The organism is Clostridium polynesiense, assembly GCF_000820705.1.
GTDB lineage: Bacteria > Bacillota > Clostridia > Clostridiales > Clostridiaceae > Clostridium_AA > Clostridium_AA polynesiense.
The window spans coordinates 1-26331 of sequence record NZ_CCXI01000146.1; the positions used below are offsets into that span (position 1 = coordinate 1).

General features: G+C 34.4%; 29 protein-coding genes and 1 pseudogene. 4 read left to right on the top strand and 26 right to left on the bottom strand.

Annotated elements, in window-relative coordinates; genetic code table 11:
• Positions 1-83: 83 nt before the first annotated feature.
• The 5 genes from TA89_RS15755 to glpK form a co-directional block, all read right to left on the bottom strand.
• Positions 84-1370 (bottom strand): 2-hydroxycarboxylate transporter family protein, encoded by a 1287-nt coding sequence (locus tag TA89_RS15755; RefSeq protein WP_040214737.1) that lies wholly within the window; start codon positions 1368-1370, stop codon positions 84-86.
• A gap of 152 nt (positions 1371-1522) precedes the next feature.
• Entirely contained in the window at positions 1523-2695 is a 1173-nt protein-coding gene (locus TA89_RS15760; protein ID WP_040214738.1) for an NAD(P)-dependent malic enzyme, read from the bottom strand.
• A gap of 147 nt (positions 2696-2842) precedes the next feature.
• Positions 2843-2983, bottom strand: a complete 141-nt coding sequence (locus TA89_RS18415; protein ID WP_156120047.1) for a hypothetical protein — start codon at positions 2981-2983, stop codon at positions 2843-2845.
• Positions 2984-3059: 76 nt separating this feature from the next.
• The gene (proC, locus tag TA89_RS15765) at positions 3060-3851 is read right to left on the bottom strand and encodes a pyrroline-5-carboxylate reductase (protein ID WP_040214739.1); all 792 of its coding nucleotides are present in this window, start codon (positions 3849-3851) and stop codon (positions 3060-3062) included.
• A gap of 1 nt (position 3852) precedes the next feature.
• Positions 3853-5349 carry a glycerol kinase GlpK gene (gene glpK / locus TA89_RS15770; RefSeq protein WP_040214740.1) on the bottom strand — a complete coding sequence of 499 codons (1497 nt, stop codon included), beginning with the start codon at positions 5347-5349 and terminating at the stop codon, positions 3853-3855.
• A gap of 338 nt (positions 5350-5687) precedes the next feature.
• Here glpK and TA89_RS15775 point away from each other — a divergent pair, with 338 nt between their 5' ends.
• Positions 5688-6086 carry an Hsp20 family protein gene (locus TA89_RS15775; RefSeq protein WP_040214774.1) on the top strand — a complete coding sequence of 133 codons (399 nt, stop codon included), beginning with the start codon at positions 5688-5690 and terminating at the stop codon, positions 6084-6086.
• Positions 6087-6202: 116 nt separating this feature from the next.
• Here TA89_RS15775 and TA89_RS15780 read toward each other — a convergent pair whose 3' ends face one another.
• The 14 genes and pseudogenes from TA89_RS15780 to TA89_RS15840 all read right to left on the bottom strand — a co-directional run bounded on the left by TA89_RS15780 (position 6203) and on the right by TA89_RS15840 (position 17088).
• Entirely contained in the window at positions 6203-6763 is a 561-nt protein-coding gene (locus TA89_RS15780; protein WP_423219507.1) for a DMT family transporter, read from the bottom strand.
• Positions 6749-7095, bottom strand: a pseudogene (locus TA89_RS18970) (EamA family transporter); the annotation flags it as partial. The pseudogene TA89_RS18970 and the gene TA89_RS15780, both read right to left, overlap by 15 nt.
• A 33-nt stretch (positions 7096-7128) precedes the next feature.
• Complete coding sequence (locus tag TA89_RS15785) at positions 7129-8460, bottom strand: replicative DNA helicase (RefSeq protein WP_040214741.1); 1332 nt, start codon at positions 8458-8460, stop codon at positions 7129-7131.
• A gap of 175 nt (positions 8461-8635) precedes the next feature.
• Positions 8636-10537 carry a Lon family ATP-dependent protease gene (gene lonC, locus TA89_RS15790; protein WP_040214742.1) on the bottom strand — a complete coding sequence of 634 codons (1902 nt, stop codon included), beginning with the start codon at positions 10535-10537 and terminating at the stop codon, positions 8636-8638.
• A gap of 15 nt (positions 10538-10552) precedes the next feature.
• The gene (gene rplI / locus TA89_RS15795) at positions 10553-10999 is read right to left on the bottom strand and encodes a 50S ribosomal protein L9 (protein WP_040214743.1); all 447 of its coding nucleotides are present in this window, start codon (positions 10997-10999) and stop codon (positions 10553-10555) included.
• Positions 10999-12969, bottom strand: coding sequence for a DHH family phosphoesterase (locus TA89_RS15800; protein ID WP_040214744.1), 1971 nt, complete (start codon positions 12967-12969; stop codon positions 10999-11001). The genes rplI and TA89_RS15800 overlap by 1 nt, the downstream gene beginning before the upstream one ends.
• A 30-nt stretch (positions 12970-12999) precedes the next feature.
• Positions 13000-14001, bottom strand: a complete 1002-nt coding sequence (locus TA89_RS15805) for a YybS family protein (RefSeq protein WP_040214745.1) — start codon at positions 13999-14001, stop codon at positions 13000-13002.
• Positions 14002-14022: 21 nt separating this feature from the next.
• Positions 14023-14340 (bottom strand): MazG-like family protein, encoded by a 318-nt coding sequence (locus TA89_RS15810; protein WP_040214746.1) that lies wholly within the window; start codon positions 14338-14340, stop codon positions 14023-14025.
• Positions 14341-14551: 211 nt separating this feature from the next.
• Positions 14552-14806, bottom strand: coding sequence for a 30S ribosomal protein S18 (rpsR, locus tag TA89_RS15815; protein ID WP_040214747.1), 255 nt, complete (start codon positions 14804-14806; stop codon positions 14552-14554).
• A gap of 27 nt (positions 14807-14833) precedes the next feature.
• Entirely contained in the window at positions 14834-15289 is a 456-nt protein-coding gene (locus TA89_RS15820; protein WP_040214748.1) for a single-stranded DNA-binding protein, read from the bottom strand.
• Between the two features lie 14 nt (positions 15290-15303).
• On the bottom strand, positions 15304-15591 hold the full coding sequence (gene rpsF, locus TA89_RS15825; RefSeq protein ID WP_040214749.1) for a 30S ribosomal protein S6: 288 nt from the start codon (positions 15589-15591) through the stop codon (positions 15304-15306).
• Between the two features lie 96 nt (positions 15592-15687).
• Positions 15688-15888, bottom strand: a complete 201-nt coding sequence (locus TA89_RS15830; protein WP_040214750.1) for a DUF951 domain-containing protein — start codon at positions 15886-15888, stop codon at positions 15688-15690.
• 25 nt (positions 15889-15913) lie between these two features.
• Positions 15914-16795 (bottom strand): mechanosensitive ion channel family protein, encoded by an 882-nt coding sequence (locus TA89_RS15835; protein WP_052447568.1) that lies wholly within the window; start codon positions 16793-16795, stop codon positions 15914-15916.
• 44 nt (positions 16796-16839) lie between these two features.
• Positions 16840-17088, bottom strand: coding sequence for a putative Se/S carrier protein (locus TA89_RS15840; protein WP_040214752.1), 249 nt, complete (start codon positions 17086-17088; stop codon positions 16840-16842).
• Positions 17089-17285: 197 nt separating this feature from the next.
• Here TA89_RS15840 and TA89_RS15845 point away from each other — a divergent pair, with 197 nt between their 5' ends.
• The 3 genes from TA89_RS15845 to yyaC are packed head-to-tail and all read left to right on the top strand — an operon-like array spanning position 17286 to position 20160.
• A complete protein-coding gene (locus TA89_RS15845) occupies positions 17286-18437 on the top strand; it encodes an aminotransferase class V-fold PLP-dependent enzyme (RefSeq protein ID WP_040214753.1) in 1152 nt (383 codons plus the stop codon).
• Positions 18438-18441: 4 nt separating this feature from the next.
• On the top strand, positions 18442-19497 hold the full coding sequence (ytvI, locus tag TA89_RS15850; protein WP_040214754.1) for a sporulation integral membrane protein YtvI: 1056 nt from the start codon (positions 18442-18444) through the stop codon (positions 19495-19497).
• A 60-nt stretch (positions 19498-19557) separates the two neighbouring features.
• A complete protein-coding gene (gene yyaC / locus TA89_RS15855; protein ID WP_040214755.1) occupies positions 19558-20160 on the top strand; it encodes a spore protease YyaC in 603 nt (200 codons plus the stop codon).
• Positions 20161-20163: 3 nt separating this feature from the next.
• Here yyaC and TA89_RS15860 read toward each other — a convergent pair whose 3' ends face one another.
• From TA89_RS15860 to mnmG, 7 genes are all read right to left on the bottom strand, one after another.
• Positions 20164-20415 (bottom strand): YkuS family protein, encoded by a 252-nt coding sequence (locus TA89_RS15860; protein ID WP_040214756.1) that lies wholly within the window; start codon positions 20413-20415, stop codon positions 20164-20166.
• Between the two features lie 50 nt (positions 20416-20465).
• Positions 20466-20963, bottom strand: coding sequence for a DUF4446 family protein (locus tag TA89_RS15865; protein ID WP_040214757.1), 498 nt, complete (start codon positions 20961-20963; stop codon positions 20466-20468).
• Between the two features lie 36 nt (positions 20964-20999).
• Positions 21000-21851, bottom strand: a complete 852-nt coding sequence (locus tag TA89_RS15870) for a ParB/RepB/Spo0J family partition protein (protein WP_040214758.1) — start codon at positions 21849-21851, stop codon at positions 21000-21002.
• On the bottom strand, positions 21844-22623 hold the full coding sequence (locus tag TA89_RS15875) for a ParA family protein (RefSeq protein WP_040214759.1): 780 nt from the start codon (positions 22621-22623) through the stop codon (positions 21844-21846). The genes TA89_RS15870 and TA89_RS15875 overlap by 8 nt, the downstream gene beginning before the upstream one ends.
• 183 nt (positions 22624-22806) lie before the next feature.
• Complete coding sequence (locus tag TA89_RS15880; RefSeq protein WP_040214775.1) at positions 22807-23595, bottom strand: nucleoid occlusion protein; 789 nt, start codon at positions 23593-23595, stop codon at positions 22807-22809.
• A 112-nt stretch (positions 23596-23707) separates the two neighbouring features.
• Positions 23708-24427, bottom strand: a complete 720-nt coding sequence (rsmG, locus tag TA89_RS15885) for a 16S rRNA (guanine(527)-N(7))-methyltransferase RsmG (RefSeq protein ID WP_040214760.1) — start codon at positions 24425-24427, stop codon at positions 23708-23710.
• 1 nt (position 24428) lies between these two features.
• Positions 24429-26330 (bottom strand): tRNA uridine-5-carboxymethylaminomethyl(34) synthesis enzyme MnmG, encoded by a 1902-nt coding sequence (mnmG, locus tag TA89_RS15890; RefSeq protein WP_040214761.1) that lies wholly within the window; start codon positions 26328-26330, stop codon positions 24429-24431.
• Position 26331 lies beyond the last annotated feature (1 nt).

Consider the following 26331-nt stretch of genomic DNA (forward strand, 5'->3'; position numbering starts at 1 on the left):
CTTTTTTTTATATTGTATATTCTATATCTTTTTATTTTTACTTCTAAATACTTTAGTTATGAAAATATCCTCTGACTTAAATATTAAGCAAATAATTTTAATATTGTACTTGCAAGAATTAATATAAATGCTCCTCCTAGTCGGGAAGAAATCTGTGCAAAGGGCATTAACTTCATTCTGTTTGCAGCAGAAAGCACCGCAACATCTCCTGTTCCACCCATGTTAGCCATGCATAATCCGGCAGTTATAGAGGATTCTATAGGATAGAAGCCTACCAGTCTTCCAATTAACGCAGAGCCCAATACCGCACCTATAACTGTAACCCCTACCAGTACTATATAAGTTATGCTGAAGGCTGCAATTACTTCATTAAGGTTAGTATATGCCACCCCTATTCCTACCAGCAATGCAGGAGTTAAATTATTCATTATAAATTGAAACCATTGATGACAGGCTACTTCATATTCTCTTGGTATAAGTCCCAGCCCTTTTACCAATGCCACTGAAATTATCATCCATGCATAAGGATGGATATCAGGAACAAACTTACCGATTATATTACCCAATATAAAGAAGGATACCGCTAAAAACAGTCCCTTTCCCATAAGTATAAAATCTGGGGAATAAGATTCCTGCTCTTCTACTACAGTTTCTCCTTCAACTATCATAAGCTCTCCGTTACCGGTTAATGAAGGCTTTACCTTACCTAACTTGTCCAAAAGGCCTCCTACAACTATAGAAAGAGCATTTCCCATAGCCACTGCAGGAACCATTATGGAAAGCATCTTTGCAGGATCTTGTGCCATACTTGAACCAAATATCTTAGCAAGAGGTACTGCTCCTGCTCCCATACCTCCTCCCATAATAGGGATTCCTATGTAAAATATAGCTTCCTTAGCTCCATAGCCCATAACAGCTCCAAATAAGGCTACCAAACCTAAGGCTGCAGCTACTCCTCCAAGTATAGCAGGGAGATACCTTACCGCTGCCTTTATCAATAGCTTTCTGTTCATTCCTAAAATACTTCCGGTAATAAGTGCAGCTATATAAAAATCTAAAAATCCTTCCCCCTTCATAAAGTTTGACATTATATTTATAGAGCTCTCTGGAAGCAGCTTAAACATAACTATTGCTGCAGAACCAAATATTATTATTATAGGTCCTCCTCCCAGATAATCCTTTACTATAGGGAGATTATCTCCTATAAGTCCCAATACGCTTCCTATTACCATCATAAGAGCTAATGCTCCTATCATACCTTTAGGTAATACCTCTAAAAAAGTTCCTATGATTACTATTGCAGAAAAAAATAGAAATACCGGTAAGGATAATCCCATTATCCTAAAACCCTTGTCATTACTGTTTACCATATCAAGCACCTCATCCTTATATTTATTTCATTATTTAAGGATTATATCCCCTTGTAATTTCCAGGCTATACTGGATTCAAGGTTTAATAATCCTTAAATAATTTTATCAAGCTGTTATTAAATCTTCACCCTTATACTTATAGGTCTGTATCTTAAAGCTGAGCTACGCCGGTCTTTCTCGCTGCTTCAGCTACTGCTTTTGCTACATTAGAAGCTACATTTTTATCTAAAGTACTTGGAATTACATAATCTTCTTTAAGATCCTCAGGCTTTATCATATCGGCAATAGCATAAGCGGCAGCTATTTTCATCTCTTCATTTATTTCCGTTGCTCTTACATCTAAAGCTCCTCTGAATATTCCTGGGAATGCTAATACATTATTTATTTGATTTTGGAAATCTGAACGTCCTGAACCGTATATTCTAACACCTGCTGCAATAGCATCCTCAGGCATTATTTCAGGAACTGGGTTAGCCATAGCAAATACTATAGAATCCTTATTCATTGTTTTGATCATTTCTCCATTTAAGGTATTTGGAACAGAAACTCCTACAAAAACGTCTGCTCCCTTTACTGCATCCTTTAGTGTCCCTGTCTTCCCATTTTTATTGGTTATTTCAGCCATCATTTCTTTGTATTTATTGCCTTTAGCATTTTCCTTAGTGATTATACCTTTGCTGTCGCAGAGTATTACATTTCCTGCTCCCATTCCTATAAGCATCTTTGCTATAGCAATCCCTGCAGCACCGGAACCATTTATAACTATTTCAATATCTTCCATGTTCTTATTTATTATTTTCAAAGAATTTATAAGTGCTGAAGCTGTAACTATAGCAGTTCCATGCTGATCGTCATGGAAAACAGGTATATTTAATTCCTTTTTAAGTCTTTCTTCTATTTCAAAACACCTTGGTGAAGAAATATCCTCTAAGTTTATTCCTCCAAAGGTTGGAGCTATCATCTTTACAGTTTTTATTATCTCTTCAGTATCTTTAGTATCTAAGCATATAGGAAATGCATCTACATCTCCAAATCCCTTAAACAGCAAAGCCTTTCCTTCCATTACAGGCATTCCTGCCATAGGACCTATATCTCCTAATCCAAGCACAGCGGAACCATCAGTAACTACAGCCACTAAATTACCCTTGCTTGTATACTTATAAACGTTTTCTGGATCTTCATGTATTTTTCTGCAAGGCTCTGCAACCCCAGGAGTATAAGCCATGCTTAAATCTTCTCTTTCTTTCAAAGGTACTTTTGATTCAACAGATATCTTCCCCTTATTTTCTTCATGAAGTTTTAAACTTTTTTCATAAATATTCATCCAATTCATCTCCTTGATTATTCTTCCGTAGTGCTTTGTGTAATCAATTATATTGTTTAGAACCTCAGCACCTTAATAATTATACCAAATTTATTCATAAAAGTACAAAAACTGCCTCATAAGGGCAGTTTTTGTTGAGTTTTATTTTTATCTCTTACCTTTTGTACTGTTAATGCCCGGTTGTCTTGCAGAGTTACCTCTGAAATTATAACCATTTTTGGCATTTTTAGAGTCGTTGCTCTCTTCTATCATACTTTGCATATCCTGCTTATTTTTATTTTTACCCATATCAGCTCTCCTAATTAATAAATTTTCAATTTAAGCTTTCCCAATAAAAAATTTATTATTCAAAGTCTGTATAAGCTTACATACTTCTGGATTTTTCGCTGCATCTTTCCACAGCCTTAATTACGGAGTTTCTAAAGCCGAACTCCTCCAAAGCAGCTACTGCTTCAATGGTTGTTCCTTTTGGAGAGCACACCATATCTTTTAATTCTCCCGGATGTCTTCCGCTGTCAAGGACCATCTTAGCCGAGCCTAATACAGCCTGAGAAGCTAATTTATAAGCCTTGGCCCTAGGAAGTCCTTCTTTCACCCCTGCATCTGCCAGGGCTTCTATAAACATAAATACATAGGCCGGTGATGATCCACATATACCAATAAAAGCATCCATTTGATTTTCTTCTATGATTTCTGTTTTACCAAAGCTTTGGAGAATATCCTGAAGAACATCCAATTCTTTATCATCTATATTTTTATTAGGACATAATGCTGTTATACCCTCTCCCACCAGAGCCGGAGTATTTGGCATTGTCCTTAGAAGCTTTATATCCTCTCCCGCAACAGCTTCAATTTGAGAAATACTCTTTCCTGCTGCAATTGTAATTAAAATTTTATCTTTTAAGTAATCCTTAATCTCCATAAGTACTTCATCATATACATAGGGCTTTACAGCTAAAACTATTATGTCTGACTGCTTAACCGCTTCTATGTTGCTTAATTCAGTATTTACTCCCATATCTTTTTTAATCTTAATTAATGTTTCACGGCTTTTAGCTGTGGCGGTAATATCCTTTGGAGAAACCTTTCCCGATTTTATCATTCCGCCTATCATGGCTCCTCCCATGTTGCCGCTTCCGATAAATGCTATTTTCATATTAATTTGTCCTTTCCCAATCCGTTGATCTGTTTATTGCCTCATGCCATCCCTTTAGGAGCTTTTCTCTTTTATCTTCCTTCATGTTAGGTTTAAACCTTGAAGCATTATTCACATGCTGCATTATTTCTTCCCTGCTGCCCCAGAATCCTGATGCAAGTCCTGCCAGGTAAGCAGCGCCTAATGCAGTAGTTTCTACCACCTGTGGTCTTATAACTACCTGATCTATTATATCCGATTGGAACTGCATAAGAAAATTATTTGCACTTGCCCCTCCATCTACCTTAAGCTCCTTAAGAGGAATACCGGAATCCTCCTCCATGGCTTTTAAAACATCATAGGTCTGATAAGCAAGTGATTCAAGAACAGCCCTTATTACGTGCTCCTTTTTTGCTCCTCTTGTAAGTCCTACAATAATTCCTCTGGCATAAGAATCCCAATAAGGAGCTCCTAAGCCAACGAAGGCCGGTACAAAGAAAACTCCATTAGTATCTTCTACTGCCAAGGCATACTCTTCCGTATCTGCTGCATTTTTTATCATTCTCATTTCATCTCTAAGCCACTGAATTGCAGCTCCTGCTACGAATACACTTCCCTCCAGGGCATATTTTACCTCATCGTTAATACCCCAGGCAATAGTGGTAAGAAGGCCTTTTTCAGAGACCACCGCTTCTTCCCCGGTATTCATAAGCATAAAACATCCCGTTCCATAGGTATTTTTAACAGTTCCCGCTTCATGACAATTCTGACCAAAAAGCGCAGCCTGCTGGTCACCTGCTACCCCTGCAATTTTTATCTCTCCTCCAAATAAAAGCTTATCTGAAGCTCCAAATATTCCTGAAGATGGTTTCACTTCAGGCACCATGCTTTCAGGTATATTAAATAGATCTAAAAGCTCCTTATCCCATTTTAAATCATGTATGTTAAAAAGCATAGTCCTTGAAGCATTGGAATAATCCGTTGCATGGATTTGACCCTTAGTAAGATTCCACATCAGCCATGTATCTATAGTTCCAAAGACCAATTCACCTTTCTCTGCCTTTTCTCTTGCACCTTCAACATTATCAAGTATCCATTTTATTTTAGTGGCTGAAAAATAAGGATCTATTAATAGACCTGTTTTATCCTTAATCATCTTATCGAATCCATTTATCTTGAGCTCATCGCAGTACTCCGCTGTCCTTCTGCACTGCCATACTATAGCATTATATATAGGAACACCGGTTTTTCTATCCCAGACTATAACCGTTTCTCTTTGATTTGTTATACCTATAGAGGATATTTCATCAGCACTTACACCGATTTTAGCCATTGCTTCAACTGCTACTGCAAATTGACTTGACCAGATATCTCTGGGATCATGTTCTACCCATCCGGCTTTAGGATATATTTGATTATATTCTCTTTGAGCCACACTTTTTATTTCTCCATTTACATCGAAAAGTATACATCTGGAGCTGGTAGTTCCCTGATCCAATGCCATAACGTATTTAACCATAGCTTCACCTCATTAAAATTAATTTTATTTTTTTTGCTTAAAATTTTAAAATCCGTTAACCTTTACATATATTCTAATTTATAATAAGTAGCTTGTACACAATTTAAAGGCTTTCTATAGGTTAAAGTTTCTTTAATAATGTGAATTTTTACATGTTTTTTAACTGCATATACTCATAAAACTCCAATATATTCTTAAAACCTAGATTTAAAGCTGTTTTTTAAAGAAATTTTATGCTGGACTCTTATATTTTATATTCTGCACCACTAAGAACACAGCATAGCTTTAGTGAAAAAAACAAAAGATAATAGTGAAGATATAAGAAAGGAGTGCTCAATATGAACAATTTTTTACCTTTCAATGTATCTCAAAGCAATCTAATTACAAGCGATGAGTTTTTTGAAGAGTTTTTTCAAAGCTTTTTCATAAAAAAAACCTTCAGCTTTAAAATGGGTAAATCTGATTTTAAAGTAGATCTTAGAGAAGACTTATCAGAGTATTTGATTGAAGCAGACCTGCCGGGAATTGATAAAAAAAATATTCATGTTAATTATATCAATAAATTTTTGGTTATCTCTGCTGAAAGAAAAAGTACTTGGAAAGAAAAAAAATACATAAAACAAGAAAAGGAATTTGGACAATTCCGGCGTATGTTTTATGTAGATAATATTCAGGAAGAAAAAATCAGTGTTTATTATGAAAATGGTGTTTTAAATATTGTTCTGCCAAAAAAATAATCCATACTTGTTACTGTAACAAAAGGTATACAAGCAGGTAGGATATTCTTAAATTAGGGTTTAAGTTTATCCTCTGCTGTATACCTTTATTTTAACCATTAAAAAATTTTTTAAAACTATCCTGCCTTTTCAGTTTTTAAATTTTTTTTTGAATTTATAAACGACAATTTAGTTTCAGCAATTAATATCCCTGTGAAAATAATAAAGCAGCCTAATATCATTTTAATATTAAGAACCTCTCCCAGGAATATTACAGAAGCCAGAGTACCAAACACCGCCTCTGTGGAAAGTATTATGGCAGCTTTAGTAGCATTGGTATATTTTTGAGCAACATTCTGAAGTAAAAAGGTTACTGTAGTTCCCATAGCACCTAAATACATAACTGATATGAAGCCTTTATAATTTATGCTGAAACTTTCTCTGGTGAATAACATAGCTGAAACAGACAGTATAAATGCTGTGAATATCTGAAGTATTGTAAGTTTTATAGGATGATGCTTTTTTGTATAGTATCCTATACTTATTATGTGCAGAGCAAAACCCAAAGCACATATTAAAGTCAGGATGTCTCCCCAGCTTAATGCCAGTGAAGAACTTTCCAAAGTTAAAAAGCTTATTCCTATTATGGTTAAAACAGCACCTATGATAGAGTATTTATCCGGTGTTCTTCTTAACACAATCCAATACAAAAAAGGAACCAGTATAACATTAGTAGCAGTTAAAAAAGCGTTTTTAGAGGGTGTGGTATATTGAAGCCCTATAGTTTGAAAGGCAAAGGCTATAAAAAGAAAAAACCTATTATTGCTCCTGCTTTTATATCAGCTAAATTAATGTCTTTTACATATTTCCAAAATATTATAACCATTAAAAGGGTAGAAATTAAAAATCTATAAGTCATTATTGAAAAAGGTGACAGATTTGCATCTAAAGCCATTTGAGACACAGCAAACCCGCTTCCCCAAATTAATGCTACCAAAGCTAATAAAATATCTGCTGTTTTACTTTTCATCTGTTATCTAACCCCCTAGCTGCTGTGATGGATTTAATCTCTGTGAACCACCTCTAAATTTCCAAATTTACTGTATTGTCCAAGCCAAGCCAGCTTCACTGTACCTACAGGACCGTTTCTCTGTTTAGCTACTATACATTCCGCTACATTTTTTTCTTCAGTTTCCTTATTATAGTACTCATCCCTGTATAAAAACATTACAAGGTCAGCATCCTGCTCTATAGAACCGGATTCCCTAAGGTCGGAAAGCATAGGCCTGTGATCCGCTCTCTGCTCCGGAGCACGGGACAGCTGAGAAAGCGCTATAACCGGACACTGCATCTCTTTAGCAAGAGCTTTAATAGACCTTGAAATTTCTGAAACCTCCTGCTGTCTGCTTTCTCCGCTTCCTGACATAAGCTGAAGATAGTCTATCAAAATAAGGTCAATACCATGTTCTATCTTTATCCTTCTGCATTTAGAACGCATTTCCATTACAGAAACTCCTGCGGTATCATCTATAAACACTTTTGCCGCCGCTAATGGACCTGCAGCTCTGGCGATATTTTCCCAATCCCTATCCTCCAGATTACCTGTTCTAAGCTTAAGCATATCAACATTAGCCTGAGAACATAGAAGCTTATAAGCAAGCTGCTCCTTAGACATTTCCAGGGAAAAAATTACAACCTTCTTACCTTCTCTAAGAGCGGCATGCTCAGCAATATTAAGAGCAAAGGTGGTTTTACCCATAGAAGGCCTTGCAGCTATAAGAACCATGTCCCCTTTTTGAAATCCAGAGGTTTTAGCATCCAGCTCTTTAAATCCGGATCCAACCCCTGTAATTTCTCCTTTATTGTTAAACAGTCTTTCAATTTCTATGAAGCCTCTCTCCAGCACTGTGCTTAACGCTTCAAAATCACTGGTGCTTCTTTTTTCCGCAATATCAAATATTCTTTTTTCCGCATTGTCTACCACTTTTTCTACGTCATCCTGCTTATCATAGCTGTCTTCTATTATTTCATTAGAAGCCTTTATAAGTTTTCTAAGGGTAGATTTCTGAGCCACTATATCGATATAGGTCTTAAGGTTAGCTGTAGAAGGTACAGAAGTACTTATTTCTGTTATATAAGTTATCCCGCCTGCGGATTCTAATTTTGCTAAAACCCTTAAATTCTCAATAAGAGTAATCATATCTACCGGAATATCCTTTTGAGACATTTCCACAATAGTTGAAAATATAACCTTATGAGAATCTCTATAAAAATCTTCTGCAGTCAAATCTTCTGCAGCACGAGCAATAGCGCTTCTATCTATTATCATCGAGCCTAAAACAGACTGCTCAGCTTCTATATTCTGCGGTAAACTCCTCATAACAGGCATATCCATATAAATCTCACCTCTGATCTTCCTATAAAAATTATGCATTTATATTATGACAGTTGGAAATACTTTTATCAAGTATTCCTGCACATATATTAATTATACATGAATTCATTTATTTTTTAACTATATTTATAATAGTGAAACTAATTATTATAAAAAGCCTCCCTAAGGGAGACTTTTAATTTTCAAACATTATATTCATAAGATCTTCAATATGTCCTACAGTTTTAACTTCAATATCCTTTAATCCGGAAGGGATTTCGTTACTGTTATCCTCTGGAACCATAACCAGCTTAATTCCTTTTCTTCTGGCCCCGTATACCTTCTCGAATATACCTCCCACAGGCTTTATATTTCCTCTTAAAGAAATTTCTCCTGTAATAGCTGCATCCTGTCTTACTGGTTTATCCATTAAAGCGCTGATTACGCATACCGTTATCGCAGCACCGGCAGAAGGTCCATCAATATTTCCTCCACCAACTACATTTACGTGAATATCGTAATCTCTTATATCTTTATTGGTTATCCTTCTTATCACAGAAGCTGCATTAAACACTGAATCCTTAGCCATGGAGCCTGCGGTATCATTGAATCTCACACTGCCGCCGCCTGCTTCCCTTGCAGGAAATACAGAAGCTTCTATTTCTAAAGTGGAACCTAAAAAACCTGAAACTCCTAAGCCATATACATGTCCTACTTCAAAACTTTCTACATTATCCAATCTTTCATAAGGTACATATCGTCCAATAGATATTACCTCATTAACATCCTTTTTTGACACTTTAAGCTTTTCCATACTGCTTTCCTTAAGATTATAAAGCATGTAGCCGTAAGCATCGGCAAGGATATTAACAGCTTTTCTTCCCTCCACGGTATATCTGCTTATAAGGCTGGCAACACCATCCTCCAGCTCTATTTCAAGCTTCTTAGCAGCATCTTCTACTATATCTGCAATATCAGAAGAAGAAAGCGGTTCAAAATAAACCTCTGTACATCTTGAGCGAAGTGCAGGATTGATTTCTGAAGGATCCTTTGTAGTGGCACCTATTAAAACAAAATCTGCAGGAGCACCATTTTCAAATAGATATTTTATATATTTAGGTGTATTTTCATCGTCTGGATCATAATAAGATGAGGAAAACTCAACCTTTTTATCCTCCAGTACCTTTAATAGTTTATTTTGAAGAATACTATCCAGCTCTCCTATTTCATCGATGAAAAGAACACCGCCATGAGCTTCTGTAACAAGTCCCGGCTTAGGTTCAGGAACACCTATTTCAGCAAGATCTCTCTTGCTTCTCTGATAAATAGGATCATGAACTGAACCCAATAGAGGATTTGTAATTTCTCTTGGATCCCATCTTAAGGTGGTTCCATCCACTTCTACAAACTTTGACTCTCCGTCAAAAGGTGTAAATTTAAGCTTTTTAGCTTCTTCTAAAGCCAACCTTGCAGCAGTGGTTTTACCTACCCCTGGAGGACCGTATAGTATTATATGCTGAGGATAAGGAGAAGCTATCTTTGAAATAAGTGATTTAATAGCTCTGTCTTGACCCACTACTTCTTTGAAGCTTTCAGGTCTTAGGAAACTCATTAAATTTTTAGTGGTTTTTCTGTCTCCAAGAATCTGAAGCTGTGAATATTTCTTAAGGGTTTTAGCATTTTCAGGACCCTTCTGCTTCTTAATTATGCTGAGCCTCATCTCATCTACATATTTATCCTGTCTTTCAAGGATGGCTTCCTCTACCTTACCTTCAATTTGGTTTTGTATATATCGTCTTGCCAACTCTTCAGATATCCATTTATAAGTATCCTTCAAAGCCTCGTTTATCTCTGCCTCTTCCGGAACTACCTTTAAGCCCTTTCCATCGCTGGCTATTTTATTTAAAGCGTATATTCTTTCATTTATATTTTTAGATTTAATGTGCTTTTGAAGTTTATGCCTTACAGTTCTAGCTCTTACCCCGCCTTCATCCAACACGTTTTTTAAAACCTCATATATTACGTTAATCTGAGAATCGATGCTTAATCCGCCATCCATTATCTCCTGTATTTTGTCTGCCTGGAACTTTTGATTCAAAATAATTTATCCTCCTTATTGCTCTGGAGCAATAACAACCTTCATCTTAGTAGCTACCTCTGGATAAACTTTTACTTCTATCTCATAAGTACCTACCTGCTTTAAGGTATCCATTACAATTTTCTTTTTATCTATTTCTATATTGAACTGTTTCTTAATGAGTTCAGATATATCTTTACTTGTTATGGCTCCAAATAGTCTTCCGCTGTCACCGGTTTTAGTGGTCAGCTTCAGCTCTTTATTCCTTAGTTTTTCTGCAACCTTTTGAGCTTCTTCCATCTCAGCAAGCTTTTTCCTTCTTTCAGTTTCTTTTTTTGCATTCAAAATATGAAGGTTTTCCTGAGTAGCTTCTTCAGCAAGCTTTCTTGGAAAAAGAAAATTTCTTGCGTACCCATCGGAAGTGTTTATAACTTCACCTTTTTTTCCTAAATTTTTCACGTCAGATAGTAATATTACTTTCATTACTCATCACCCTCCTTTAAGTATTTAGCTATAACATCCTTAAGCATTTTTACAGCCTCTTCCATGGTTACCCCTGTCAGCTTAGCACCGGCGATGGTCATATGTCCTCCTCCGCCTATAGCTTCTAAAATTACCTGTACATTAACATCTCCAAAGGATCTTCCGCTTATGTTTATATCTTCTCCTATTTTAACAAATACAAAAGAAGCTTGAATACCTGTAATATTTAGCAGCTCATCTGCAGCCTGTGCAGCCAGCACTATTTCATCTATATTAGGAGGACACACCGCAAAGGCTATGCTATTTTCCACCTTTGCAGAACGTATAATTTCAGCCTTCTTAATATAACTTTCTAAATCATCGCTGAACATCTTCTTAATATCTATGGTGTCTGCACCTAATCTTCTTAAGAAGGATGCCGCTTCAAAGGTCCTTACACCGGTTTTAAAGTAAAAGTTTTTAGTATCCATAGTTATACCTGCAAGCAGGCCTTCTGCTTCAATCTGCAGGAGTTTTGGCTTTTCGAACATATACTGTATAATTTCAGTAACAAGTTCTGATGTTGAAGAAGCATAAACCTCAATATAAGTAAGAAGAGCTCCTTCTATAGAATCAGGACTTCTTCTATGATGGTCTATTATTACAATCCTTCTTGCCTTTTCAGCTATCTCCACATCCTGAACATAACCTCTGCTGTGAACATCTACCATTATGAGAAGACTTTCCTCACCTATTTCTCTTTTGCATTGTTCAGGACTTATAAAGAGATTATCATATTCTTTATATTTTTTCAGCTTATTTACAAAGAAATCTACAGCTTTATGCTCTGAAGGGAGAACTACAAAGCAGGATTTGCCTAACTGCTTCACTGCACTGGCCACCCCTATAGCTGCTCCTAAGCAGTCCATATCCGGATTTCTATGCCCCATAATATAAACTGTACTGCTTTCATTAACCAGATCCTTAAGGGCGTGTGCAACCACTCTTGCTCTCACCCTGGTTCTCTTTTCTACCTCTTTGGTGTTTCCTCCAAAGAATGCAACATTGTCTCCGGATTTAATTACAGCCTGATCTCCACCTCTGCCTAAAGCAAGCTCCTTTGCTGTGCTGGCATATTTATGGTTTTCTAAAGGACTTATACCATTTCTTCCTACGCCTATGCTCAGGGTAACATCATATTTATTACCCATATTAATTTCCCGTACTGTATCTAATATATCGAACTTCTTTGACATTTGAGTTTCTATATATTTATCCTGAACTGAAAGAATATATTTATTAGAATCATATTTTTTAATCATTGCATTTAAATTCTGAGCATAATTGTTTATAGTTCTTTCAATTTCAGCTATTAAAAGAGGAGCATTATCATTTTCAGTACTTTTAACCACTTCATTAAGATTATCTACCTCTATAAGCATTATGCTTTCTTTTGTTGCAATAATATCTGTAACATTGCTTATATCATGAAGATAAAGCATTACTATTTTTTCAGCACCTTTGTCGGTACTGCTGTTCATTATCTTTGAGTATATATTGTAATGTTTTTTGTTTATTATTATATCTTTATATATCTCTTTTTTCTTTTTAAAGATATCTTCAATATTTATGGATTTAATTAAAGTATTGATATTGCTGCCCAGCATAATCTGTTTTTCAAAAATATTGTTAAGCAGATTATTAAACCAGTGAATTTCCCCTTTTTCATCTACTATAACCAGGGGGAAAGGCAGTTTTATTAAGGTTTCCTCCGCTGCAAGGCTCATGTCCTGTGCCAGACTTTTTATATGTAATTCCTGCTGAAGCCTTTTATCTTTTGCTTCCTTTAAATAATAAAGTACTAATACTATTAATACTATTACCCCAGCAAGAGCTATATACTCATGTCCATATGCAAATAAAATCAATATCAATATCGCTGATAAAATTCCATACATATTATTATTTATATTAAATTTATTATTAATCATCTTCCGCCTTCCTTTTTACATATTAAGGCTTTATTTTTTTGCAAATCTTTTTTCTATAGCATTTCTTAAGCTGTGAGGATCTATTCTCCTTAAATCCATTATGCTGTCTACTAATCCTATCATAGCATAAAACCTTTCAAAACCGGTTATAGTAAATGCTATTATAACTATGACCAGTCCCTTAGGTACGTTAAATCTTTCCCTTAACATGTAAGTTACTGCACTTATACCTATAATTAAAAATACCATCTGAAGGAGATATATTGAACCTATATATATATTCTGGCCTATGTTAACTCCCATACTGGCAAGTATTATTCCTATACAAGCTATTATAATTACCAAAGCTGTTATTCTGTTGTCTAAATACCATCTGGCAAAGGGAGGAAAGTTCTCCATGTATATCTTCATCTTCTTAAATATACTTCGGGTTATAATATAATTTATATAAGCCATAAAAAATGCATATATAATTATAACTCCTGGGATCATAAGTATAAGAGTCTCTACATTTAACATTTCCATAGACTTTACAAAAGGATTGCTGGAAGGATCTATTCCCATAGATGTATATATGCTCATGGCAGCATTCATAGATTCCTTCATCGTATCTACCATACCTTCAATAAATTTATATAATGTTGTATTCATCATTACATAAATAGTCAAGGCAATAGAAGCAACAGTTCCTGTTATTATTGCTATTCCCTGGGCTGCTACTGAAAAAACAGGACTTTTTTTGGATTTTATGCAAAACCCCAAGGTTAATCCTACCAATCCGTAAAGCAGAAGAGAAGCTATAGCGCTTATAGGGCTCATAATAAAGGCTATAATTATAGAGCTGGCTATTACTGCTCCTAATGCAACTTTAACATTATGCCTTACTACTAAAAGGGTAATAGGCAAGGGTAATATCATCATCCCTATATATCCTATAACAGGAACATAAGCATTTAAAAACATAAGTACAACTACCAGGGCAGCCATTAATCCTGCCTCAACTATAGATTTAGTGGAATTCTTACTCTCCATATTTAACTGCGTCCTCCGTGTCTAATTTCTGTCTTTTAGGTGATTATATAATCTGGATAAATTTTTACCTTCCTTTTCTATATAATCCTCTTCAATAATTCCAAGCTTTAATTTTTTCTGCATAGTTTCATCTACTGCTGTATGAGAATATCCTAACTTATCTGCTAAAAGATAGATAATAATTATTGCCCCGGAAATACATTCTAAAATTGCTTCCTGTGCTACGGTACTTCCCTTTGTAAGCAATCTGAAGAACTCACCTATTATACACAACAATTGAGCTTTTAAATCTTCAATTATCTTTACATCGGACATAATATTAAAATCATCTTTTCCCATATTTCCCCCTCCATATACCATTAATCATAACCCTATTATTCCTATTATACTCATATCAATATATTAATTGTAGTTATTTTTCAGCATTTATGCAACTAAAGTTTATTTATAAACTTATATTTTCCCCCTTAACTTCAGGTTAAATTCATAAAAAAGAAGCCGGTGTATAATGAACTTAATCAGGTCATTGTACATCAGCTTCTGCAGTTTATTACTCAGTTGTAAAAGGCAATAAAGCTATGTTTCTTGCTCTCTTAACAGATTCTGTTAATTGTCTTTGATGCTTTGCGCAAGTTCCGGAAATTCTTCTTGGAAGAATTTTGCCTCTTTCAGTAACATACTTTCTTAATTTACCGATATCTTTATAATCAATGCTATCAGCTTTATCTACACAAAAAGCACATACTTTTCTCTTAGCTCTTCTCATTCTTGAGTTGCCTCTTCTTGGTTCTCTCTTTTCGCTCATCCTTCTTACCTCCTTACCTTTTTAGAATTAGAATGGTATATCTCCATCGTCAATTGGTGTCATATCATCATCATAAGAAGCTCCGCCGAAATTATCGTTTGGGGCATTAAAGCCTGAATTCCCAAACCCGCTATTTCCGCCACTGTTATTGCTTCTTGCTCCACCGTTTCCAGAATCCACGAAGTCAAAGCTATCTACATATACATCTGTAGTATATCTTTTAGTACCATCTTGAGCATCATAGCTACCTGTTCGAATACTGCCAGATACAGCTAATTGTCTGCCTTTTGTAAGATACTGAGCTATAGTCTCTGCAGTTTTTCCAAAAGCTACGCAGCTTATAAAATCTGCTTCTGACTGCCCATCTTTTCTTCTAGGTCTGTTTACAGCTAAAGTAAAATTGGTAACAGCAGTACCGCTTCCGGCAGCAAATCTTAACTCAGGATCTCTAGTTAGTCTACCTATAAGAACAACCCTGTTCATTTAAGAACACCACCTTATTTTTCTTCTTTAATAATGATGTGTCTGATAACACCGTCTGTGATTCTGAAGATTCTGTCTAACTCTTTTGGTAACTCAGGATTTGAGCTGAAGTTTACAAGAGTATAGTAGCCTTCGTTAACTTTGTTAATTTCATAAGCAAGCTTTCTCTTACCCCAGAAATCTACGTTGTCAACAGTTCCGCCACCATTTTCTATTACACCCTTAAACTTTTCGATTGCAGCTTTAACAGCCTCCTCTTCTAGTGATGGATGTAATATGAATATAGTTTCATACTTTCTCATCTATTCCACCTCCTCCCTCTGGACTAACGGCTGTGATTTTCACAGCAGGGATTACAATAATCTATTGTATCACTCATTAATTATAAATGCAATGTTTTATTTACTCTCCTCTGTTGGAGCCATTACCTTTTTTATATCCTTTTCAAACTTGCTTCTTGGCAGCATAACAATCCTGCTGCAGCCGGTACATTTGATTTTTATATCAGCACCCATTCTTATTATTTCCCATTTATCAGTACCGCAGGGATGCATCTTCTTCATTTGAACTATGTCCCCCATGTTAAATATCTTATTCAAAATGCCACCTCCTAGCCTATTGCTTTTATTTCTTTTTTCCAGGAACAAGCTGTGTTTTAGGATAAGGTATTTCTATGTTGGATTTATCCATACCTATTTTTATCCTTCTTCTAAGCTCATTTTCACAGCCCCATTGAGTCATAGGCTTTGCTTTTCCCAATACCCTTATGGTAACGCTGGAACTTTTTAAATTTACTACACCTACGGGCCTTGGCCCATCAACCATATTTTCATTTTCCAGCTTAAACTCATTACAGATATCTTCAATTACCTTCATTGCATTATCGACGTTTTCTTCATAGGCGATTTCAACATCCACCATTACCCTTGATTCAGCTATAGAATGGTTTGTAACCTCTGAAATTATACTATTTGGAAGAATATGAACATCTCCGGAAAAATCCTTTAATATAGTGCTTCTTAAACCTATGTTTTCAACGGTGCCTTTATAATTTCCTATGGTTACATAATCCCCTACAGAAAACTGATTTTCAAATAGAATGAAAAGGCCGTTAATTATGTCCTTAACAAGATTTTGTGCACCAAAGCCTATAGCTACACCGCCCACGCTGGCAAAGGTTATACTTATATTTCCGAACAGTACTGTAAGAATTGCTGTAAATCCAATAAAATATGATGTATATTTAAGTATACTCTTTAGAACACTTCCGAAAGTATATGCTTTCTTTTCATCTAGTGTGAATCGCTTATTGCTTTCTATCTGCCTTTTTACTACTTTATTTATTATTTTATATCCTACTTTTGTTAATATAGTAAGAATGATTATTATCAATGCAATTTTTATTAATTTTCCAATCCAGTTTTGTATCATATCTATGGGAATTGGAAAATTACCTATTCTTAAATATCCATTTTCTAAATCTAAGTCAATGGAAAAAGCCGACATTTTCATCACCTTTTCGTCATATTTTTTAATTTATATGTATTTTTCTAAATAATAGTATTAAATTCTCCCCTGATTTTATGATAAATATTCTTAATATGTAGTTTTTCCTGCTGAACCAGCTCTTTAATTCTGTCTAAGTCCTCTTCATTGAACTTTATGCTGATTCCGCAGCTTTGAGTTATTTGTGCAGGAGTGGGCATTATCGTAACTGTTATCCCTTCATTCTTTAAAGTTTTTTCTCCTTCAATTGCATTATGTGTATTGTTAAATACTATTATAAAATAATTATCCATAATTAAAAGCTTAAATTAATATTTAAGCTGTTCACCTCCTGTTATTTTTTTACAATAAATGGATATACTCAATATTAATAGTATATATTATACTGTAATTTTTTAAAAGTAATTTATTAGTATATTTAACAATTAGTAATGAATTTTTTCTATCATTACCTTATAATATTATTATATTCAAATTTGGAGGTAACTAAGTGAGTATTTATTTAGATAATGCAGCTACAACATTTCCAAAACCCCCTGAAGTTGCTGAAGCTATGTTTAATTTTATGAATAACATAGGAAGCAATGCAGGAAGAGGGAGTTATTCAAGCTCTCTTGAAACAAGCAGAATAATCTATGAAACCAGAGAGCTTATCTGTGAGCTTTTTAATTTTAGTATGCCTGAGAATGTTATTTTTATGCCAAATATTACATACTCTCTTAATATATTGATAAATAGCATAATTAAACCTAACTGGCATGTTATAACCTCTTCAATGGATCATAATTCCGTTTTACGTCCTCTTTATAAGGCAAGAGAAGATATGAATATAGAACTGGATATAGTACAGTGCTCTTCTCAGGGAGTTTTATCCGTAGAAGATGTGGAAAAAGCTATTAAGCCAAATACAAGACTTATTGTCCTTTCCCATGCTTCAAATATAGCAGGCTCCATTCAGCCTCTTCAGGAGATAGGTAAACTCTGCAGAAAGCATAACATATTTTTTATAATAGATTCTGCTCAAAGTGCAGGTGTATTGCCTGTTGACTTTAAAGCTCTGAATGCCCATGCCATTGCTTTTACAGGACATAAAGGACTGCTTGGCCCACAAGGCACCGGAGGTTTTATAATAAGCGAGGAACTTAATAAAATTGCTGTTCCTTGTATAGTAGGGGGAACAGGAAGTCTTTCCTCCAGCGTAACCCATCCAGACTTTCTTCCTGACAAATTTGAGAGTGGAACACAAAATTCTCCAGGTATTTTTGGACTTAATGCAGCATTGAAATTCTTAAAATCTATAGGAATCGAAACTATAAAGGATAAAGAGGATAAGTTATGCAGCATACTTATAAATGATTTGAGCAACATGGAAGGTGTAATAGTTCACGGATTAAAATCCAGTAAAGATAGGACCGGAGTTGTATCTATAACCTTTGAAAACTTCGATACCTCTGAAATAAGCTTTCTTTTAGATCATGAATATGGAATTATGACAAGAGCAGGCCTTCATTGTGCGCCTTTAGCTCATAAAACACTAGGAACCTATCCCTCCGGCACACTTAGACTAAGCCCAGGATATTTCAACACTGAGGAGGATATCCATTACACATTAAATTCTATTAAAAAATTGATTGTGAGGTGATATAATGGCTTCTATAGTTGAAAGAATTGAAAAAATATTTATCTTCTTTCTTATCTATTCTATAGTTTTTTATTTATTTTTTTCTACTCTTTCCTATACCCTTCCATTTGTTCTTGCCATTGTCTTTGCACTGATGCTGAAACGCCCTACTGGGATTATGATAAACAAATATAAAGTTAAGCCCTGGATTGCTTCTTTAACCAGTACCTTTATTTTTTTTGTTATACTTATTACACTGATAACATTAAGTACAACCTCTATAATCAGTGAAACCATTAGCTTTACCAAGTTTATTCCCAATTATATAAGTACTACCTCTGCAGAACTGTATGAATATTTTATTGAATTAAATAACAACCTCTCCTTACAGATAGATGCTAACATACTGGAGTCAATTAAGTCTTCATTGACCCAATCAATTTCTGACATTATGAAATCTACACTAAATTTAAGCAGCCTTTTAATTCAGAAAACAATCGAAGTCTTAAGTTATATTCCTTATATTGTAATGGTTATAATTTTTACTCTTATCTCCACTTACTTCTTTACTAAAAGCTTATCCTCTTCTTCCGGGAAGTCCATATCCGCTTTTGCACCTAACAATAGCAAAAAGATTATTGAAGTTGCCTCTCAGGCTAAGAAAATGATAGGGAATTATGTTATTTCGTATATGGCAATAATATTTATTACTTTTATTGTGACCTTTATAGGGTTTATAATATTAAAAGTAGACTATGCTTTGATATTAAGCCTGCTTTGTGCTTTATTTGATCTTCTTCCCGTAATCGGAATGCCTGTTATATATTTTCCTCTGGCTATTTTTTATTTTGCACAGGGTAGTTATTTTACAGCTATCGGTCTTATAATTTTATATGCTGTAGTTTTTATCCTTAGACAGGTAATTGAACCTAAAATTATGTCTACATCCTTAGGACTTAATCCTGTAGCAGTATTAGCGGCTATATTTATAGGATTGAAGGCTAACGGAGTTACAGGAATGCTTTTTTGTATGTTTCTTGTAGTTTTTTATAACGTATTAGTAAAGGTAAAAGTTCTTTAGAAAATATTTAGTATAAAACCTCCTTTTTTGGACATAATTTCAAGAAAGGAGGTTTTTATAATGAAACTTAAATTATCTGCAGATTCTTTAGATAAAAGCTCCATATTATTAATCAGAGATTTTTTATACGATACTTTAATGCCGGTTATTAAAGACAAACGGCCTATTTTAATATTATGTATTGGCACAGATCGTTCAACCGGTGACAGTCTTGGACCTCTAGTAGGTGATAAGCTTAAGTTTTTAATCAGAAATCACGTGAAACTCTTTGGGAATTTAGAAAGCCCTCTTCACGCAAAAAATCTAAATTCAGTTCTTGAGTATATTCAAAATAGTTATAAAAACCCTTATATTATTGCTGTTGATGCCTGTCTTGGAAGTTTACAGAATGTTGGTAAGGTAATTATTGAAAAATGCCCTCTTCTTCCTGGTGCTGCAGTAAATAAAAATCTTCCGCCTGTGGGTGATTTAAGCATCACAGGAATTGTTAATATTTCCGGTGCATTAGAATTCATGGTTCTTCAAAATACGCGATTATATACTGTAATGACTTTGGCAGATACTATTTCTAAAGGAATATACCATTTTGTATTAAAGGCTTATGGAGGCAAAAAAGTATCTTTTCCCTTTGAGGAATCCGATACACAGCTTGTAAATAAGTAAATCCTAAAATAGCGATGAGTAAGCTCGATTATTTAAAATATACTCTATATCATTTACCGACTTACTCCCTGCATCTATAATTAAAGTACCTTCGTTTTTCACATTGGTTAATATGTTCAAGGAAGCTAAATCAGTTTCTTTTATATTGCATATAATAGCATCATAAGGATGCATTCTATTATCATTTATTATATATCCTCTTTTCTTTAATTCATCCTTTATATCTTCTAAACCAGGACATACATATATATTCATAAAAAAACCTCCTTTTAGGGTATTATTCCCTAAAGAAGGTTTACTATACTTTATTTATTAATTGCTTCCTTCAAAACCTGTTCCTCTTCTTCGGAAAGATCATATCTGGATATTCCTTTATCTATAGGTTTTGCATAAGTTGTACTTTCATATCTTCCATAGATACCGGTTAAAATAATTCCATCATTTTTCTCATCTAATAGGGCTATTGAAAAGCTTAAATCACTTCCCACATCATCAAATGCTTTATATCTTATCATTGAATATTTTTGAATACACTTCCCTAGCTGGTCTCTTAACGCTTCACTCTTTTCTTTTGCCTCTTCAGCAGCTTTTACTGAACTGTCTACCTTATCTAAATATGTATTAATCATAGATTCCAGGCTTTTATTATTTTCTCCCCGCATCAGCTTTCTATATCTTGATTCTACCTTGTTCAATGAGGCAAATAATACTATTACCATTATCAACAGTAAAATACTCACAATAAGCATGGCTGCAGTAATATATATATGATACTCTTGCAAAATGTCTAATACCTGTTGCAATTTTCATTCCTACCTTTCTATGTTTCACGTGAAACATTAAATTTCCAGCATATCGATTATTCTTTGCAGATCATCTTCAGAGTAGTATTCTATTTCAATTTTACCTTTATTTTTCTTAGCATTAATATTTACCTTTGTACCAAAATAGTTTTGAAGCCTCAATTTCACATCATTATAATATGGGTTTACCTTTTTATCTGAAGGTTTGCTTTTCTTTTTATCAAGATTTTTAATAAGTGCCTCAAGCTGTCTTACTGATAGCTTTTCATCTATTACCTGTTGCGCTAAGGAATATTGAATATCTCCATCTTCAATTGAAAGGAGAGTTCTCCCATGTCCCTCGCTGATTACACCATCAATGACGTAGTCCTGTACTCTTTTATCCAGATTTAAAAGCCTCATTGTGTTTGTAATTGCAGTTCTTGATCTTCCTATCTTAGAACTTAATTCTTCCTGAGTTAATTTAAAGTCCTGAATAAGTTTCTTGAAGGCAAGTGCTTCTTCAATTGGATTTAAATCCTGCCTCTGAATATTCTCTATTAAAGATATCTCAAGGACTTCACTTTCTGTTAGATTCATTATTACTGCTGGAACTTCCATAATGCCAGCTTTTTTAGCGGCTCTCCATCTTCTTTCACCAGCAATTATAACATAATTATCTTCTTCTTTATTAAGCACTAAAGGTTGAATTATTCCATGCTGCTTGATTGATTCACTTAGTTCCATTATTTTAGCTTCATCAAAGTGTTTTCTGGGCTGCTGATTATTTGGTTTAATATCATTAATATTAATAAGTTTGGTTTTTCCCTGTAGTTGTTCTTCTGAGTTAGTATCTTGCTCAGGAATTAAGGATTCTAAGCCTCTTCCTAAGCCAAACTTTTTACCCAATGTTCTTCACTCCCTGTCTCTTTAAGAATTCTTCTGTAAGCTGCGCATAAGATTCAGCTCCCTTGCATTTGTCATCATATAAAAGAATAGGCAGTCCAAAGCTTGGAGCTTCCGCAAGTCTAATATTCCTTGGAATTGAAGTCTCGTATACTTTGTCTTTAAAATACTTCTTAACTTCAGAATAAACTTCATTACTAAGATTTGTACGTGCATCGTACATTGTCATTACAACGCCTTCTATATCTAAATTTTTATTTAAAGAACGCTTAACCAACTGTATAGTGTTTATTAATTGTCCAACCCCTTCTAATGCGTAAAACTCACTTTGAATGGGTATCAATACGGATTCACTTGCAGTTAAAGCATTAATTGAAAGAATTCCTAAAGAAGGTGGACAGTCTATAAATATGAAATCATAATCATTTTCTACTTCTTTTAGCTTATTCTTTAATATTATCTCACGATTTTCAGACATGGTCATTTCTACTTCTGCGCCAGCAAGTTCCATTTTTGAAGGAGCTATATATAAATTCTCCAGTATCTGACTCTGTACTATAATATCCTCCATAGGAGTAGATGATGTTAGAATATCATACATTGACATTTCCAGACTTCTTTTATCAATTCCTAATCCACTTGTAGTATTTCCCTGTGGATCTATATCAATAACCAGTACCTTATATCCTTCCATTGCAAGATAAGCACATAAATTTATGTTAGTAGTGGTTTTTCCCACTCCACCTTTTTGATTAAAAATAGATATTTTCTTCATTAATATACCCCGGATGCATAATAAATATCTGCATATGTAAGGTATCTACACCTCCTTTCGTTCTCACATAACTTTATTATATATGTAACTATTGAATAATTAAAGTACAACTATATATAAAATTGAAATAAAAAATAAAAAAAGCAGTAAAATTACTGCTTTTTATGTTTCACGTGAAACATTCTATTCTTTTTGAGAATTTTTTGGAATATTAACTACTATTTGAACATAATCACCACAATCTTTAGATTTATATTCTGCTGGTATCTTAAATTTATCAAATACCTGCTTAATAGAGTTAATGTAGATTTTTGGTGAAAAAACACCTTTAATTTTTTTCTTTCCACCAGATGCCAGTTCTTCTCCATGAAGCCTTAAAAGCTCCTTATTTATAATATCTTCTGTCTGCTTAACGTTAAGGCTATTTTTAATCACCTTTTTAAGAATCTTAAGCTGACTTTCCTCATCAGGTAAGAGCAATAAAGCTCTGGCATGTCTTTCAGTAAGTTTGTTTTCTAATAATAGAATTCTAACATTATTTCCGAGCTTCAGAAGACGAAGCTTGTTAGCTATAGTTGATTGTTTTTTGCCCATCCTTACTGCTAATTGCTCTTGAGTAAAACCATGTTCATTTATTAAATTGAAATAAGCCTCTGCTTCTTCAATAAAATTCAAATCTTCCCTCTGAAGGTTTTCTAAAAGGGCCAGCTCAGCTGCTTGTTTATCAGTTATATCCAGTATTGTACAAGGTACCTTTTCTAAGCCTACCCCTTTTGCAGCTCTCCATCTTCTTTCACCTGCAACAAGCTCATACCGTTCTCCCATAACTCTTACAGACAATGGCTGCAAGATTCCATTATGTTTAATGGAATCAGAAAGCTCCCTCAAAGCCTCCTCATTAAAATACTTTCGTGGTTGATATATATTAGGTACTATTAAATTAACATCAATATACAGTATTTCATTTCGCATTTCCACAGCAATCCCTCACCAACAAAAATTCCTATTATTTACATTTTCTCCATCAAATTGAATTTTCCTTTATTTTGCAATTATTTTCGTATGACATTTTTTTACTTTATTTTTACCTTAAAGGCTTTTTTGATATAGATCCAGCTTTTCTTGGATAAACACTGGGTGTACTTTTAATCTTCTTAACCACAACTAAATTATGAGCCATATCACTTTCTTCAATTTCCACCTTAATAATCTCTTTAAGTTCACCGCCTAAGATTTTTATTGCCTTTTCTCCGGCTTCTAATTCTTCCTCCACCGCTGGACCCTTTAATGGTATAAAATATCCTTTATTTTTTACAAAAGGAAGACAAAATTCGCTTAGTACACTCATATTTGCAACTGCACGAGAAGTAGCAATGTCATATTTTTCTCTATGTTCCTTTTTCCTTGCTTCCTCCTCTGCCCTTCCATGAATTGCTTTAATATTTTTCAGTTCTAAAACAGATATCACGGTATTTAAAAAATTTACTCTTTTATTTAGTGAATCCAGAAGCACTATATTAATTTCAGGTTTAACAATAGCTATAGGAAGACCTGGAAAGCCAGCTCCAGACCCAACATCTATCAAACTACTGCATTCTTTAAAGGGCTCGGCCTTAAAAGCTTTAATAGAATCAATAAAGTGTTTTTTTATGATTTCCTCTTCTTCAGTAATAGCTGTTAAATTAATTTTTTCATTCCATTCCTTTAATAGCTTCATATAAACCATAAATTTGTGGTACATTTCTTCAGAAAAGTCTAAAGAAACTTCTAAAGCAGCCCTTTTCATTATATCATAATAAGTCATTTTACTCCTCCACTTTTTGCGCACCAGATTTATTAAAATGTTCTAAATAGATGAGCAGTACAGATATATCCGCAGGTGAAACCCCGGAAATCCTTGAAGCCTGACCAATATTTATAGGTCTTATGTTGCTTAATTTTTGAATTGCTTCAATCCTCAAACCTTTAATTTTATTATAATCTATACTGTCAGGAAGCCGCCTGTTTTCCAGCTTTTTAAATTGATTTACCTGTTCCAGCTGCTTTTCTATATAACCTTCATATTTAGATACTATATTAACCTGCTCTTTAACATCCTCAGGAAGCTCAGGTCTATTAACATCTAGAGGTTCTACATTAAAATAATCAAGCTCCGGTCTTTTTATTAATTCATATAATGATATAGGTTTCTTAAGCTCTGCAGAGTTAAGAGTGGTCAAAAATTCATTAACTTCATTTTTATTTGTTATTTGAATTCCTTTAATCCTTTCAAGCTCTTTTTCAATTTCTTCTTTTCTCTTTAAAAATTTGGAGTATCTTTCTTCAGTTACAAGACCAGCTTTATAACCAATTTCCGTAAGCCTCAAATCAGCATTATCCTGCCTCAATAAAAGCCTGTATTCGGCTCTTGAAGTCATCATTCTATAAGGCTCATTAGTACCTTTTGTTACAAGATCATCTATTAATACTCCTATATAAGCATCTGACCTTGTAAGAACTATATTTTCTTTCCCCTGTACGGTAAGAGCTGCATTCATTCCCGCTAAAAGTCCCTGACAGGCAGCCTCTTCATAACCGGAGGTTCCGTTTAACTGTCCTGAGCCAAATAAACCTTTTATTTTTTTAAATTCCAAAGTAGGCTTAAGTTCAGTAGGATCTACACAGTCATATTCTATAGCGTATCCCGTACGCATCATTTCAACCTTTTCCAGTCCTATAACAGTCTTCAGCATATCAAGCTGAACCTCTTCCGGAAGAGAGCTTGACATTCCCTGAACATACATCTCATCGGTATTTTCACCTTCCGGCTCAATAAATATCTGATGCTGCTGCTTATCAGGAAATCTCATAACCTTATCTTCAATAGAAGGGCAGTATCTAGGTCCTACCCCTTCAATAGCACCGTTATACATTGGAGATCTATGAATATTATCATTTATAATCCTCATAGTTTCGTCAGTAGTATAGGTAAGCCAGCAGGATATCTGCTCTCTAGTTATATCCTCTACCCTGCTCATAAAGGAAAAAGGTACTATTTTTTCATCGCCTTTTTGTTCAGTCATCTTTGAAAAATTAACTGATCTCTTATTTACCCTTGCAGGTGTTCCCGTCTTAAACCTTCTAAGAGGAATTCCAAGATCTAATAAGCTTTGTGATAAATCATTAGCTGGGAAAAAACCATTAGGACCGCTGTTATAACTTACTTCACCTATTATGATCTTTCCTTTTAAATAGGTTCCTGTAGCTAATACCAAGCTTTTAGTCTTTATATACCCCCCTGTTCTTGTTATTACCCCCGATACTTCATTGTTCTGAACATCTATTTTAACCACTTCAGTCTGCCTTAAATCTAAGTTTTCCTGAGTTTCCAGAACATGTTTCATCCTTTCCTGATACTTCCTCTTATCCGCTTGAGCCCTCAGTGAATGGACAGCAGGTCCTTTAGAAGTATTCAGCATCCTGGTTTGTATAAAAGTATGATCTATGTTTATTTCCATTTCTCCGCCTAAAGCATCAATTTCTCTTACAAGATGACCTTTAGCTGTTCCTCCTATATTAGGGTTACAAGGCATAAAGGCAATACTATCCAAATTCATGGTACACATTAAAGTCTTACAGCCCATTCTTGCCGAAGCTAAAGCAGCTTCGCAGCCTGCATGACCTCCTCCAATAACTACAACATCATATTCTCCTGCATTATAACTCATA

Excerpts from the sequence above, each read along its gene's own strand:
- TA89_RS15840 (WP_040214752.1), bottom strand. The coding sequence starts at position 17,088 with ATGGATAATTATTTTATAATAGTATTTAACAATACACATAATGCAATT.
- TA89_RS18415 (WP_156120047.1), bottom strand. The coding sequence starts at position 2,983 with ATGGGTAAAAATAAAAATAAGCAGGATATGCAAAGTATGATAGAAGAG.
- TA89_RS15755 (WP_040214737.1), bottom strand. The coding sequence starts at position 1,370 with ATGGTAAACAGTAATGACAAGGGTTTTAGGATAATGGGATTATCCTTA.
- TA89_RS15860 (WP_040214756.1), bottom strand. The coding sequence starts at position 20,415 with ATGAATATATATGTATGTCCTGGTTTAGAAGATATAAAGGATGAATTA.
- TA89_RS15785 (WP_040214741.1), bottom strand. The coding sequence starts at position 8,460 with ATGGATATGCCTGTTATGAGGAGTTTACCGCAGAATATAGAAGCTGAG.
- rpsR (WP_040214747.1), bottom strand. The coding sequence starts at position 14,806 with ATGAGCGAAAAGAGAGAACCAAGAAGAGGCAACTCAAGAATGAGAAGA.
- mnmG (WP_040214761.1), bottom strand. The coding sequence starts at position 26,330 with ATGAGTTATAATGCAGGAGAATATGATGTTGTAGTTATTGGAGGAGGT.
- proC (WP_040214739.1), bottom strand. The coding sequence starts at position 3,851 with ATGAAAATAGCATTTATCGGAAGCGGCAACATGGGAGGAGCCATGATA.
- TA89_RS15810 (WP_040214746.1), bottom strand. The coding sequence starts at position 14,340 with ATGGGAAAAGATGATTTTAATATTATGTCCGATGTAAAGATAATTGAA.
- TA89_RS15875 (WP_040214759.1), bottom strand. The coding sequence starts at position 22,623 with ATGAAGAAAATATCTATTTTTAATCAAAAAGGTGGAGTGGGAAAAACC.
- ytvI (WP_040214754.1), top strand. The coding sequence starts at position 18,442 with ATGGCTTCTATAGTTGAAAGAATTGAAAAAATATTTATCTTCTTTCTT.
- TA89_RS15805 (WP_040214745.1), bottom strand. The coding sequence starts at position 14,001 with ATGGAGAGTAAGAATTCCACTAAATCTATAGTTGAGGCAGGATTAATG.
- TA89_RS15800 (WP_040214744.1), bottom strand. The coding sequence starts at position 12,969 with ATGATTAATAATAAATTTAATATAAATAATAATATGTATGGAATTTTA.
- TA89_RS15775 (WP_040214774.1), top strand. The coding sequence starts at position 5,688 with ATGAACAATTTTTTACCTTTCAATGTATCTCAAAGCAATCTAATTACA.
- TA89_RS15835 (WP_052447568.1), bottom strand. The coding sequence starts at position 16,795 with ATGTCGGCTTTTTCCATTGACTTAGATTTAGAAAATGGATATTTAAGA.
- rplI (WP_040214743.1), bottom strand. The coding sequence starts at position 10,999 with ATGAAAGTAATATTACTATCTGACGTGAAAAATTTAGGAAAAAAAGGT.
- rpsF (WP_040214749.1), bottom strand. The coding sequence starts at position 15,591 with ATGAGAAAGTATGAAACTATATTCATATTACATCCATCACTAGAAGAG.
- TA89_RS15760 (WP_040214738.1), bottom strand. The coding sequence starts at position 2,695 with ATGAATATTTATGAAAAAAGTTTAAAACTTCATGAAGAAAATAAGGGG.
- glpK (WP_040214740.1), bottom strand. The coding sequence starts at position 5,349 with ATGGTTAAATACGTTATGGCATTGGATCAGGGAACTACCAGCTCCAGA.
- TA89_RS15820 (WP_040214748.1), bottom strand. The coding sequence starts at position 15,289 with ATGAACAGGGTTGTTCTTATAGGTAGACTAACTAGAGATCCTGAGTTA.
- yyaC (WP_040214755.1), top strand. The coding sequence starts at position 19,558 with ATGAAACTTAAATTATCTGCAGATTCTTTAGATAAAAGCTCCATATTA.
- rsmG (WP_040214760.1), bottom strand. The coding sequence starts at position 24,427 with ATGACTTATTATGATATAATGAAAAGGGCTGCTTTAGAAGTTTCTTTA.
- TA89_RS15880 (WP_040214775.1), bottom strand. The coding sequence starts at position 23,595 with ATGCGAAATGAAATACTGTATATTGATGTTAATTTAATAGTACCTAAT.